Annotated in this window: 12 protein-coding genes and 1 pseudogene; 6 read left to right on the top strand and 7 right to left on the bottom strand. The window is 68.0% G+C overall.

What is annotated here, in order from left to right:
• From purF to ACFE87_RS20575, 4 genes are all read left to right on the top strand, one after another.
• Positions 1-1,126, top strand: a 1,126-nt coding sequence (gene purF / locus ACFE87_RS20590) for an amidophosphoribosyltransferase (protein ID WP_375461530.1), incomplete at its 5' end; no start/stop codon positions are given.
• 112 nt (positions 1,127-1,238) lie between these two features.
• Positions 1,239-1,976, top strand: coding sequence for an SDR family NAD(P)-dependent oxidoreductase (locus ACFE87_RS20585; RefSeq protein WP_375461529.1), 738 nt, complete (start codon positions 1,239-1,241; stop codon positions 1,974-1,976).
• A 31-nt stretch (positions 1,977-2,007) separates the two neighbouring features.
• Positions 2,008-2,307 carry a nucleotidyltransferase domain-containing protein gene (locus tag ACFE87_RS20580; RefSeq protein ID WP_375461528.1) on the top strand — a complete coding sequence of 100 codons (300 nt, stop codon included), beginning with the start codon at positions 2,008-2,010 and terminating at the stop codon, positions 2,305-2,307.
• Positions 2,304-2,798 (top strand): hypothetical protein, encoded by a 495-nt coding sequence (locus tag ACFE87_RS20575; RefSeq protein ID WP_375461527.1) that lies wholly within the window; start codon positions 2,304-2,306, stop codon positions 2,796-2,798. The genes ACFE87_RS20580 and ACFE87_RS20575 overlap by 4 nt, the downstream gene beginning before the upstream one ends.
• 11 nt (positions 2,799-2,809) lie before the next feature.
• Here ACFE87_RS20575 and ACFE87_RS20570 read toward each other — a convergent pair whose 3' ends face one another.
• The 7 genes and pseudogenes from ACFE87_RS20570 to ACFE87_RS20540 form a co-directional block, all read right to left on the bottom strand.
• Complete coding sequence (locus tag ACFE87_RS20570) at positions 2,810-4,093, bottom strand: TRAP transporter large permease (RefSeq protein WP_375461526.1); 1,284 nt, start codon at positions 4,091-4,093, stop codon at positions 2,810-2,812.
• Entirely contained in the window at positions 4,084-4,644 is a 561-nt protein-coding gene (locus tag ACFE87_RS20565) for a TRAP transporter small permease (RefSeq protein ID WP_375461525.1), read from the bottom strand. Before ACFE87_RS20565 ends, ACFE87_RS20570 begins: the two co-directional genes overlap by 10 nt.
• A gap of 199 nt (positions 4,645-4,843) precedes the next feature.
• Positions 4,844-5,823, bottom strand: a pseudogene (locus tag ACFE87_RS20560) (TRAP transporter substrate-binding protein).
• Positions 5,824-5,984: 161 nt separating this feature from the next.
• Positions 5,985-6,779, bottom strand: coding sequence for a potassium channel family protein (locus tag ACFE87_RS20555; RefSeq protein WP_375461524.1), 795 nt, complete (start codon positions 6,777-6,779; stop codon positions 5,985-5,987).
• Between the two features lie 48 nt (positions 6,780-6,827).
• Positions 6,828-8,171 (bottom strand): ribosome biogenesis GTPase Der, encoded by a 1,344-nt coding sequence (gene der / locus ACFE87_RS20550; protein ID WP_375461523.1) that lies wholly within the window; start codon positions 8,169-8,171, stop codon positions 6,828-6,830.
• 4 nt (positions 8,172-8,175) lie between these two features.
• Entirely contained in the window at positions 8,176-8,844 is a 669-nt protein-coding gene (locus ACFE87_RS20545) for a tetratricopeptide repeat protein (protein ID WP_375461522.1), read from the bottom strand.
• A gap of 225 nt (positions 8,845-9,069) precedes the next feature.
• Positions 9,070-9,663 (bottom strand): NnrU family protein, encoded by a 594-nt coding sequence (locus ACFE87_RS20540; RefSeq protein ID WP_375461521.1) that lies wholly within the window; start codon positions 9,661-9,663, stop codon positions 9,070-9,072.
• A 92-nt stretch (positions 9,664-9,755) separates the two neighbouring features.
• Here ACFE87_RS20540 and ACFE87_RS20535 point away from each other — a divergent pair, with 92 nt between their 5' ends.
• Together ACFE87_RS20535 and ACFE87_RS20530 are read left to right on the top strand one after the other, a co-directional pair.
• The gene (locus tag ACFE87_RS20535) at positions 9,756-10,943 is read left to right on the top strand and encodes a hypothetical protein (protein ID WP_375461520.1); all 1,188 of its coding nucleotides are present in this window, start codon (positions 9,756-9,758) and stop codon (positions 10,941-10,943) included.
• Between the two features lie 178 nt (positions 10,944-11,121).
• Positions 11,122-11,769, top strand: a complete 648-nt coding sequence (locus ACFE87_RS20530) for a PRC-barrel domain-containing protein (RefSeq protein ID WP_375461519.1) — start codon at positions 11,122-11,124, stop codon at positions 11,767-11,769.
• The last annotated feature ends 76 nt before the right edge of the window (positions 11,770-11,845 follow it).

Genomic DNA, 11,845 nt, shown 5'->3' with positions numbered 1-11,845 from the left:
CGGCGGCTTCGCGGTCGCGCATAATGGCAACCTTTCGAACGGCCTGACGCTCCGGCGCAAGCTCATCGGCGACGGCGCCATCTTCCAGGCCACCTCCGACACGGAGGTGATCCTGCATCTCGTCGCGCGGTCCCGCCGCAACCGCTTCATCGACCGCTTCACCGACGCGCTCTCCCAGGTCGAGGGCGCCTATGCCTTCGTCGGGATGACGAACAAGAAGCTGATCGGCGCCCGCGATCCGCTCGGCATCCGGCCCCTCGTCCTCGGCGAACTCGACGGCTGTCCGATCCTCGCCTCCGAGACCTGCGCCCTCGACATCATCGGCGCGCGCCACGTGCGCGACGTCGCGAATGGCGAGATCGTCGTGGTCGGACCCGAGGGGGTCGAGAGCCAGCGTCCCTTCCCGGCCCTGCGGCCGCGGCCGTGCCTGTTCGAGTATGTGTATTTCTCCCGTCCGGATTCGGTGGTCGGCGGGCAGAATGTCTACGAGGTCCGCAAGCGGATCGGCTCGACGCTCGCGGCGGAATCGCCCGTCGAAGCCGACGTGGTCGTGCCGGTGCCGGATTCGGGCGTGCCGGCCGCGATCGGGTTCAGCCAGGCCTCCGGCATCCCCTACGAGCTCGGCATCATCCGCAACCATTATGTCGGCCGGACCTTCATCCAGCCGACGCAATCCGTGCGCGAGCTCGGGGTTCGACTGAAACACTCCGCCAACCGCGCCGTCATCGAGAGTCGCCGGCTGGTACTAGTCGACGATTCCATCGTGCGCGGGACGACCTCACGCAAGATCGTCGCGATGATGCGCGAGGCGGGCGCGCGGGAGGTGCATTTCCGCATCGCGTGCCCGCCGATCAAATTCGCCGATTACTACGGCATCGACATGCCGACCGAGGATAAGCTGCTCGCCGCCCGCATGTCGGTCGAGGAGATGACGGCATATCTCGGCGTCGACAGCCTCGCCTTCCTGTCGATCGACGGCCTCTACCGCGCGCTCGGTCAGCCGGGCCGCAACGACGCCCTGCCGCAATTCACCGACCATTACTTCACCGGCGACTACCCGACCCCGATCACCGACCATCAGAGCGAAGCTTCGAAACAGATCTCGCTCCTGGCCGAGGCGGGTTGAGGCGCAACGATCCCGATCGTCGTGCGTCCTTCGAGGCCCGGCTGCGCCGGGCACCTCGAGCCGAAGGCGAGCCTCGAATCACGTATCCCGCTCCAACATCGCTGACGCGCACATGACCTCACTCCAAGGCCGCGTCGCGGTCGTCACCGGCGCGTCCCGCGGAATCGGTCGGGCAGCCGCGGTGGCGCTGGCCCGCGCCGGCGCGCATGTCGTGGCGCTCGCCCGCACGCAGGGCGCGCTCGAGGAACTCGACGACGAGATCCAGGGCGAAGGCGGGACGGCGACGCTGGTGCCGGTCGACCTCAAGGATTACGAGGCGCTCGACCGCCTGGGCGCGTCCCTGCACGAGCGCTGGGGCCGGCTCGACATTCTGCTGGCCAATGCCGGGCTCCTCGGCGGGCTGGCGCCGCTGGGCCATTACGACCCCAAAACCTGGGACGACGTGATGGCCGTGAACGTCACGGCGAACTGGCGCCTGATCCGCTCCCTCGACCCGCTTCTCCGGGCGTCCGACTCGGCCCGGGCCATCTTCCTGTCCTCGGGCGCGGCCCATTCCTGCCGCGCGTATTGGGGGCCCTATTCCGTCTCGAAAGCCGCGCTCGAGGCGTTGGCCCGCACCTACGCGGCCGAGACCGCGACGACGCCCGTCCGGGTGACGATGGTCAATCCCGGCCCGCTCCGGACCCGCATGCGGGCGGCCGCGATGCCGGGCGAGGACCCCGAGACACTCCGCACGCCCGAGGACCTCGCGCCGCATCTCCTCCGCTTCGCCGCGCCGGACTGGCAGGAGAGCGGGAAGCTCTACGACTTTCCAACCGATCGGATGCTGACGCCGCAGATGCCGGCTTGAACAGGGCGGCGAGGGCCGCCACCTTGCGGGCATGCGCCTGACGCCCGACGAGATCACCGCCATCAAGGCGTGCGTGGCCCGCCATTTCGGCGCGGGCGCGACCGTCCGCCTCTTCGGGTCGCGCGTCCACGATCACTTGCGCGGCGGCGACATCGATCTCCAGGTCATCGCCGAAAGCCCGGAACGGGCACATTGGCATCATGAGAGCGACTTCAGGCGCGACCTGGAGGACATGATCGGGGAGCGCCGGGTCGACATCCTCTTGCTCGCGCCCGGAGAGCCGTTCAGGCCCATCGATCACATCGCGTTCAACGAAGGTGTCGTGCTGTGACGACCCCGGAAGCCGAAGCGGCGATCCTGACCGATCTGGTCAGGTCCGGAGAGAGGTTACGTCGCAACCTCCTCGCCTCGCTCGACAAGCTTCGACCAAGGCTGCCGATGACCTCGGCGGTTCTCGCGGCTCAGAGCCCGGCCGAGGCTGAGATGGTCGACGCCTTCATCCTCCGGTTCGCGAACCTGACGGTGCTGGTGAACGATCATCTCCTCCGCGCCATCCTGATCGCCGAGAAGGAGGACCTGTCCCGGCGATCGAGACGCGACGCCCTCGACCTCGCCGAGAAGCTCGGCGCTCTGGATCCGTCGTTGGACGTCAACGCGGTGGTCAAGGCCAGGAACCGGATCGCGCATGTCTACCCGGACAACTCGGCCAAGCAGGCATCCGCGATCAACGAGATCGTCGACGCGGTTCCGACGCTCGTCGCGATCTTCGACGGGCTCGCCCGTTTCGCGACCGACCGCGGGCTCGTTCCGCCCGCGTCGTAGCGCGGGCGCCGTCAGCGCGACACGAGCCCGGGCAGCCACATGGAGAAGGCCGGCACGTAGGTGACGAGCATGAGCGCCGCGATCAGCGCCCCGTAGAACGGCCAGATCGAGCGCATCACCTCGCCCACGGATACGCCGCCGATCGCGCAGCCGATGAACTGGGTCGTGCCCACCGGCGGCGTATTCAGGCCGAGCGCACAATTGATCAGCATCAGCATCCCGAATTGCACCGGGTCCATGCCGAAGGTCATCGCGATTGGCAGGAAGATGGGCGTGCAGATCAGGATCGTGCTCGCCATGTCCATGAACGTGCCGAGGACGAACAGGATCACGTTGATCAGTAGGAACACGACCCACGGCTCGGTCGAGATGCCGGCCATCACCTTGCCCGTCATGTCGGCGACTTCGTAGAGCCCCATCAGGTATTGGAACATCGTCGAGACGCCGATCAGGAGAAGAACGACGCCGGTCGTCTTGGCGGCCTTGGCGGCCGCCTTCATGAACTTGGCCCACGTCATCGTCCGGTAGAGGAAGAAGGTGAGGAGGATCGAGTAGGTGACGGCGAAGGACGCGGCCTCGGTCGCCGTGAACACCCCGGACAGGATGCCCGCGAGGATGATGACGAGCACGAAGAGGCCGGGGATGGCGGCCGCGACGGTTTGCCAGACGACCGGCCAGCCGGGAAACGGAAGGGCGGGGTAGCCTCGCTTGACCGCGACCCCGTAGGCCGCCGCGAGATTGCAGACCGTGAGGAGCAGAGCCGGGAGCAGGCCCGCGAGGATCAGGGCGCCGATCGACGCCTTCCCGCCCGCGGCCAGCGCGTAGATGACGATGTTGTGGCTGGTCGGCATGACCGCGCCGACGAGCGAGGCGTGCGTCGTGACGTTGACGGCGTAGTCGGCGTGGTAGCCCTCCCGCTTCATCATCGGGATCATCACGGCCCCCATCGCCGAGACGTCCGCGACCGGGGAGCCCGCGACGCCGCCGAACAGCGTGCAGGCGACGACATTCGACATGCCGAGGCCGCCCCGGATGTGACCCACCATGCTGCGGGCCGCCGCCACGATCTTGTCCGCGATCCCGCCATGCAGCATCAGTTCGCCGCTGAAGACGAAGAAGGGGATCGCCAGGAACGAGAAGACGTTCATCCCCGACATCATCTGCTGGAACACGACCGCGACCGGCAGGCCCTCGACCAGGATGGCGCAGAGCGCCGAGAGCCCGATCGCGAAGGCGACCGGAACGCCGAGCGCCAAGAAGCCGAAGAATGACAGGCCGAGGACCGTCAGTGCCATGCCGGCTCGACCTCCGCGCCGCGGAGCAGTGCGAGGATGTGCTCGACCGAGAAGAGCGCGATCAGGACCCCGGAGAGCGCGAGCGGCACGTAGCGGGCCACCTCGGATATGCCGAGATTCGGGATCCGGTAGGCCGCAACCGACTGGCCCAGGATCCAGCCGTTATAGGCCATCGCCAGCCCGAACAGCAGGACCAGCGCATGGATCGCGAGTTCCAGCCTCTCGCGAAGACGATCGGGGGCGAGAGCGAGGAGCGAGTCCATCCCGATATGGCCGGCATCCCGCACGCCGACCGCGGCCGCGATCAGCGTGACGTAGAGGATCAGCACGAGGGCCAGGCTCTCGGTCCAGCTCGGGGACGAGTTCAGCACGTAGCGCCCGAAGACCTGGTAGGCGACGATCGACACGATCGTGAGGAGACCCGCGACCGAGACATACATGCCCCAGCGCGCGACGACCTGGTTGAAACGGGTGAGCGGACCGGTCAGGGGCGGCTTCCGATCCTGGTCGTGCAGGATGTCCTCGACGTGAGGATCGAGTTCCGTGCTCATGCAAAGGGCCCTCGAACGCGTCCGCGCCGCCGATCCTTCCCGTGCAGGCGAGGGCGGGTTCGTGCTTCAACGCGAGCCGGGTGGGGACACCCGGCCAGGCTCACCCCACCCCGGTTCGGCTTCGCCGACCCGGCCCTCCCCTCAAAGGAGGGATCAGGGCCGTGGATGTTCGACACGCAGCGAACGCCTGGCGCCGAGTCTACTGGCTGGCCCCCGCCGCCTGGATTTGCTGCACGAGCGCCTGCAGCGCCGGCGTGTTCGCGAACCGCGCATAGACCGGCCGCATCGCCTCAATGAAAGCCTGCCGGTTCTCGATCGTGCCGATCTGGGCGCCGCCTTTCTCGACGGCAGCCTGCGCCTTCGCCTCCCGCTCGTCCCAGAGCTTCCGCATGAACGGGACGGAATCCTTCGCTGCCTTTCGGATGAGGGTCCGGTCGTCCGCCGACAGCCCGTCCCAGATCTTCTTCGAGAAGAGGAGGACCTCCGGGCACATGGAGTGCTCGGTCAGCGAGTAGAATTTAGCGGCCTCGAAATGGCGCGACGATTCGTAGGACGGGACGTTGTTCTCGGCCGCGTCCACGATGCCCGTCTTCAGCGCCGTGTAGACCTCGCCATAGGGCATGGGCGTCGGGTTCGCGCCGAGCCCTTCGACCATGGCGACGAACAGGTCCGAGGGCTGGACCCTGACCTTCGCGCCCTTGATGTCGGCCAGCGTCCGGACGGCCTTCTTAGACGTGTAGATGGAGCGCGCGCCGCTATCGTAGAAGGCGAGGCCGACCATCCCGTGCGCCTCCATGGCGGCCAGGATCGTGTCACCGACCGGGCCGTCGAGGCTCGCCCGCATGTGGTCCTTGGATCGGAACACGAAGGGAGGCACGGCACAACCGTCTCGGGCGCCACGTTGTTCAGCGCCGCCGCATTGATCCGCATCATGTCGAGCGCGCCGATCTTGATCTGCTCGATCGCGTCGCGCTCCGTACCGAGGACGCCGTTCGGGAAAACCCGGATCCCGTGGCGGCCCTTGCTCTCGGCCTTCACCACCTCGCCCATACGCTTTACCGCTTCGACGGTGGGGTAATCCGCCGGGTGAACGTCGGAAGAGCGGAAGTCGCGGGCCTGGCCTGCGCCGGATACGGCCAGGCACGCGGCGAGCGCGATGGATCGAAGCGCACACGGCATCGCTGTCCTCCCGGGTCGGGCGCCGCACTGCGATGGCGACGTCCCTTGCTTGTCCCTGCCGCGCAGAATGGTCGCGCTCGCGGTAGCGGGCAATCCCCCTGGCCGGCTTTCAGCCGTGCTCGTCCCGCGGCGGATCGTGCGACCTGCTGCCTAGCCTCAGCTCAACGGCCCTCGTCGGGGATGCGGAGGACGGTGCCGCACGCCTTGCAATGCACCGCGTCCTCGTCGTGCCGCATCAAGGCGCAGGTCGGACAGTCGAAATTCACCTTGTGCGGCCGGAACAGCACCTGGGCCAGGCGGAGGAACAGCGTCACCCCGCAGATCATGATGACGACCGAGATCAAGCGGCCGGTCGTCCCCGGAAGGGTGATGTCGCCGAAGCCGGTCGTCGTCAGCGACGTGACGGTGAAATAGAGCGCGTCGACGTAATTGTGGATGCCCGCATTCGAGCGATGCTGGGTGGCGTAGACGAGGCCCGTCATCACGAAGATGAAGACGAAGAGGTTCACGACGGCGTGGACCACCTCTTCGTTGGCGCGATAGAGCGCGCTGTCCTGCCGCAGCCGCTCCATGACCTCGTAGGTCCGCAGCAGGCGAAGAGTCCTCAGGATGCGGATGAACCCGGCGCCCTCGCCGACGAGCGGGCCGAGGAAGGAGATGATGGCGGCGATGTCGGCCCAGGTCGAAAAACGCCTGAGGTCCCGCCAGCGCTGGCGGCTGATGGCGAACCGGGCCGAGAAGTCCGCGACGACCAGGACGCCGATCACGACGTCGATCACGGTCAGGATCGGCCTGCGCTCGAGAAACGACGAGCCGATGATGAACAGGATCGTCGAGACGTCGAAGACGAGCAGCCCGTAGCGGAAGCGGAACGCGCGCTCGGTGCGGCCTTCGTAGAGCTCCCGCAGGAACTCGATCAGGGAGCTACCGGTAGGCTGTGTTATCGCGGTCGCCATGGGCCGGCCCCGTTCGGATCGCTATTCGGACTGCCGCATCCCTCCGCGTCAATCCCGTTCCTTCTTGCGGCCCTCGAACGGGTTCTTGCCGGTCCGGAAGGACAGCCGGATCGGCACGCCCGGAAGGTCGAAGGTCTCGCGAAGCCCGTTCACGAGATAGCGGGTATAGGAGCGCGGCAGGGCGTCGAGCTGGTTTCCGAACAGCGCGAAATGCGGCGGCCGAGCCTTCACCTGGGTCATGTAGCGGATCTTGATGCGGCGGCCGGAGACGGCCGGTGGAGCATGCGCGGAGAGCGCCTCTTCGAGCCAGCTGTTCAGCCGGGCGGTGGAGACACGCCGGCTCCAGGTTTCGGCCGCGCCGACGACGGCCGCCATGAGCTGGTCGATGCCCTCGCCAGCCAGACCCGAGAGCGGCACGACGGGAACGCCCCGCACCTGGGCGAGGAGCCGGGTCGCCTCCTCGCGGAGATTTTTCAGCAGGCCCGGCTGGTCCGCGACGAGGTCCCATTTGTTCAGGCCAAGCACGAGGGCGCGGCCCTCGGTCTCGATCAGGTCGACGATGGTGAGATCCTGCTTCTCGAAGGGGATTGTGGCGTCGAGCAGTACGACCACCACCTCGGCGAAGCGCACGGCCCGGAGCGCGTCGGCGACCGAGAGCTTCTCGAGCTTGTCCTCGACCCGCGCGCGCTTGCGGAGGCCGGCGGTGTCGAAGAGCCGGATCGGGTGGTCGCGCCAGCGCCATTCGACGGAGATCGTGTCCCGCGTGATGCCGGCTTCGGGACCGACCAGGAGCCTGTCGTGTCCGAGCATCCGGTTGACGAGGGTCGACTTGCCGGCATTCGGCCGCCCGACGATCGCGACCTTGAGCGGCTTGTCGCGGCGGTCCTCCGTGCCGTCCTCGTCGCCGATGAGGGGCAGCAGCGCGTCGAAGAGGTCGCGCAGTCCCTCGTTGTGCTCGGCCGAGATCGGGACGGGATCGCCGAGCCCGAGGGAGAAGGCGTCATAGGCGCCGGACATGCCGCCGCGGCCCTCTGCCTTGTTCGCGAGCAGGATCACGGGTTTGTCGGCGCGCCGCACGAGTTCGGCGAAGGTGCGGTCGTCCGGAATGACGCCGACCCGCGCATCCATCATGAACAGGACGAGGTCGGCATCCTCGATCGCGGTCTCCGTCTGGCGCTGCATGCGATCGGAGAGCGAGCCGGCCTCCGTCTGTTCGAGCCCCGCCGTGTCGATGATCGTGAAGGCGAGCCCGGCGAGATTCGCCTCGCCCTCGCGCCGGTCGCGCGTCACGCCCGGGCGGTCGTCCACGAGCGCGAGCTTCTGGCCGACGAGCCGGTTGAACAGCGTCGACTTGCCGACATTCGGGCGACCCACGATGGCGACGACAGCCATCGGGCTATGGTGTCGCGGTGACCGGGCCGCCTGCAGCGAGGGCCGTGTAGATTTCGAGGCGCCCGCGCAGGCCCTGAGGCGTTTCGCGGTCGACGGCCATCTGGTCGAACCAGCGGGTGGCCGCCTCGAAATCCCCGCGCTTCAGGGCGGCGAGGCCCAGGATTTCCCGGGCGGAGTGGCGCCACGGATTGGTGGGCGTGGCGATACGCTCGAGTTCAGCCGCAGCGGGGCCCGACTCGCCGGCAGCCAGGCGGAGGGTCGCCGCCCGAAGACGGGCAAGGTCGCGCAAAGTCGCCTCGACCGTCGTGTCCGCCGCAAGCGCATCAAAGGCCTTGGCGCCGCCCTCGGCGTCGCCCTGTCCGGTCTCGGCCGCGACCCGGAACCGCGCGAGCAGCCGGTAGCCCGGAGGGCCGTCGGCCGCCAGCGCCGCGAAGGCCTTCTCGGCTTCGTCCGACTTCTGCTCGCGCGAGAGCTGGAGGGCGTCCTCGAACCGCATCGCGGCCGCCTCGGAACGCTGCAACTGGGAATACTGCCAATAGCGCCAGCCGCCGATGCCCGCGACGACAATGAAGGCCAGCGCCAGGATAAGGCCGCCGAACTTGCGCCAGAGATTGGCGATCTGCTCGCGTCGATACTCTTCGTCGACTTCGCGGAGGAAGGGATCCGTTGCCATCTTGGTGAGCGCTGCTGCCTCCTAGGAGGCGCCGCCTAACACATGGGGGCCGGGATAGCGAGGCGACGGCCCGATGGACCGGCGCGCAAAAAAGCCCACCCGGCGAACCGGGTGGGCGGGCCGGACGACGGATGGACCACGAGACCACCGCCCACGCCAGAGATCGGATGCTGCAGCAAAGCGCGGCCTTACGCCAGCCTCGGTCCCGTCATCGACCCATATTCTTCAAGTACCGGGCCAGACGGCAACACCGATCCACCAGGGATGAAGATATCGGGCGAAAACGAACCAGGCGACCGTGCCCACCGCGACCGCGATCGCGTCGTTCCGCCATCCGGCCGGCGCCGCAACCGGACCGCCGTGGTCGCGCACCTCGTCCGGCCGGCGCTTCAGGCTGATCCGGGCCACGACGGCCCAGGCCAGGATCGTGCCGAACAGCAGGATCGAGCCCAGGTCCCCGTTCGCCAGGAGATGCGACGCCGCCCACAGCTTCACGCCGACGAGCATCGGGTGTTTCAGGGTCGCCTTGATGCGGCCCGGGACATAGGCCGCAACGAGGCTGATGAAGGCCGCCCAGACGAGGATCAGCGAGAGGTGCCGGGTCCAGATCGGCGGATACCAGACGTCGATCCAGCCGGTCCGGCGGTAGAGGCCGAACCCGTAGATGATCAGGAACAGCCCCGCGAAGGACAGGAGCGAATAGCCGAGCTTGTAGGGCCCCTCTCCGAAACGCCCGATGAGCGCCCCCCGCGCCTCGCGCCTCATGGTGAAGGCATGCACGCCGAGAAAGAGCGCGAGACCGGCGACGAGAGCGAGCATCGGGGATGTCCGAAAGGTGGCGTCAAACCATAGCGGATAGCCTGGTTTCCCGCGACTTAGACCCATTCGCATCTATTCGCGACGGAGGCGGCATGAAAATCCGTTCGAATGCCCGGACCAGGGCCGCGGCCCACCTGTTCGCGATCGCGCTCGCGGTCGCGCCCGTCCCGGCACGGGCGGCGGGCGACCCTCCGCTCGCGTCCGTGACGCTGGTCGGGCCACCCGACATCGTGTTCACACCGAAACGCGACGCCTGCGACGGCGACGACGTCCCGGACACGAATGCCCGGGCCTTCCGCGACGGGGAGGGGCAGGTCGTGGTCTTCGCGATGCACACCAAGAACCGCGCGCTACGCGGGCCCGATTTCGACCACCTCCGCATCGATTGCCGCCCTCCACTGCCGTCGAACGGCAATGCCGACCCGGCCCTCTACGACGATGCGAGCTGGATCACGGCGACCTGGACGGAAGACGGCCGGCGCGTCGAGGCGCTCGTCCACCACGAGTTCCAGGCGAATACCCATCCGGGCCGATGCAGCTTCAAGGAATACCTCGCCTGCTGGTACAACACCGTGGTCGCGGTCACGTCCCGCGACGGCGGCCGGAGCTTCGAACGCCCGAAAGTCCCGGCCGTCGTGGCCGCGGCGCCGTTCCGGCAGGATGTCGGCCAGGGGCGTCACCGCGGCTTCTTCAACCCGTCGAACATCGTCGGCGACGGCGCCGCGCGCTACTTTCTCACCTCCACGACGGGCTGGAGCGGGCAGAATTCCGGTCCGTGCCTGTTCCGGACGACGAACCCGCAGGACCCGGGGAGCTGGCGCGCCTATGACGGCCGCGCCTTCTCCATCCGCTACGGCGATCCGTATCGCTCCACCTCGCAACCGAAACCATGCGAAAACGTGGCGCCCTTTCCGGCCCCGGTCGGCGGCATCGTCCGGCACCGCGCCTCGCGGGCCTGGATCGCCGTGTTCCAGGCGAAGGCCGACGGAAGCCGCTTCCCGGTCTCCGGCTTCTACACGACGTCCTCCCGCGACCTGATCCGCTGGGACGAACCCCGGCTTCTCCTGGCCGGGGCGACCCTCTACGACGATCCTTGCGGCTCGGGCGGCCGCCTGATCGCCTATCCGTCGCTGATCGACAGGCAGGCCGTCGGGCGGAATTTCGACGATGCCGGGGACCACGCCGACCTCTATTTCGCGACGCTGCGGGTCGAAGGCTGCACGGTGACCTCGGACCGCGACCTCGTCCGGCGCCGGGTCGCGATCCGCGTCCTCCCCTAGTCGGGGCACAACATCGCCTTCCGGTCATGGGAGTTGCGACCGCAACGTGACTGTTTTGCGAAGCTATGACGGCGTCGCGTCAGGTCGTGCGAAGAGCATCGTGGCGAGCGAACGGAATGCAGCCTCGGTCGTTACCCTCTTGTCGGCGCCTCGGCGCCTAGACCATTTGGAGGATGCGATGTTCAGGACCAAAGCTGCCGCTCTGCTGCTCGCGACGACGATCTTGGGCGGCGCGGCACAGGCCCAAACCGCCGCGACCCCGTCGCCGATGGCGACGACCGGGGGCAAATTCGTGACCGACCAGGGAACGACCGAGTTCCGGGCCTCGAAATTCGTCGGCATCGACGTCTATGGCAGCGACAACGAGAAGATCGGCGACATCAGCGAAATCCTGATCGACGGGCAGGGCAACGCCAAGGCGATCGTGATCGGGGTTGGCGGCTTCCTGGGGATCGGCCAGAAGAATGTCGCGATCCCGTGGTCCGCGCTGACTTGGTCGAACGACCGGCCGCCGACGCGCACCGCCTCGACCGGCAGCACCGGAGCCGGCAGCATGGGGACCGGCGCCACCGGCAATACGGGAGCCTCGGCTCCGACCGTGGCGTCGGCGCCGATGACCGGCGGCACCCCGCCCGCGACCTCGGCCGCCCCGAGCCGGAGCCCGGCGGAGCAGGCCGCGTATAACGGCTACCCGGACCACGCCAGGGTGATTTTGACCAAGGCCGAGCTGCAGGAGGCACCCGCCTTCAAATATTACGCGGACAGCCATTCCTCGACTGGCGCGGCGACGACCCCGCCGCCGCCGGCGTCGACATCTCGTCCGTAGACGCTACACAGGGCCCGCTCAGGCGGGCCCCTTCCCGTCGGGCTGGCGGAGGCGAGGGCCGGCATCGATCATGCAG

The organism is uncultured Enterovirga sp., from assembly GCF_964242715.1.
Taxonomy (GTDB): Bacteria; Pseudomonadota; Alphaproteobacteria; order Rhizobiales; family Beijerinckiaceae; genus Enterovirga.
Note: the sequence above shows the minus strand (reverse complement) of the source record. Positions and strands in the feature narration are given on the sequence as shown.

Bases quoted from the DNA above. Each gene is read 5' to 3' on its own strand.
- der (WP_375461523.1), bottom strand. From the start codon at position 8,171: ATGGCTGTCGTCGCCATCGTGGGTCGCCCGAATGTCGGCAAGTCGACG.
- ACFE87_RS20535 (WP_375461520.1), top strand. From the start codon at position 9,756: ATGAAAATCCGTTCGAATGCCCGGACCAGGGCCGCGGCCCACCTGTTC.
- ACFE87_RS20565 (WP_375461525.1), bottom strand. From the start codon at position 4,644: ATGAGCACGGAACTCGATCCTCACGTCGAGGACATCCTGCACGACCAG.
- ACFE87_RS20555 (WP_375461524.1), bottom strand. From the start codon at position 6,779: ATGGCGACCGCGATAACACAGCCTACCGGTAGCTCCCTGATCGAGTTC.
- ACFE87_RS20585 (WP_375461529.1), top strand. From the start codon at position 1,239: ATGACCTCACTCCAAGGCCGCGTCGCGGTCGTCACCGGCGCGTCCCGC.
- ACFE87_RS20530 (WP_375461519.1), top strand. From the start codon at position 11,122: ATGTTCAGGACCAAAGCTGCCGCTCTGCTGCTCGCGACGACGATCTTG.
- ACFE87_RS20540 (WP_375461521.1), bottom strand. From the start codon at position 9,663: ATGCTCGCTCTCGTCGCCGGTCTCGCGCTCTTTCTCGGCGTGCATGCC.
- ACFE87_RS20545 (WP_375461522.1), bottom strand. From the start codon at position 8,844: ATGGCAACGGATCCCTTCCTCCGCGAAGTCGACGAAGAGTATCGACGC.
- ACFE87_RS20570 (WP_375461526.1), bottom strand. From the start codon at position 4,093: ATGGCACTGACGGTCCTCGGCCTGTCATTCTTCGGCTTCTTGGCGCTC.
- ACFE87_RS20580 (WP_375461528.1), top strand. From the start codon at position 2,008: ATGCGCCTGACGCCCGACGAGATCACCGCCATCAAGGCGTGCGTGGCC.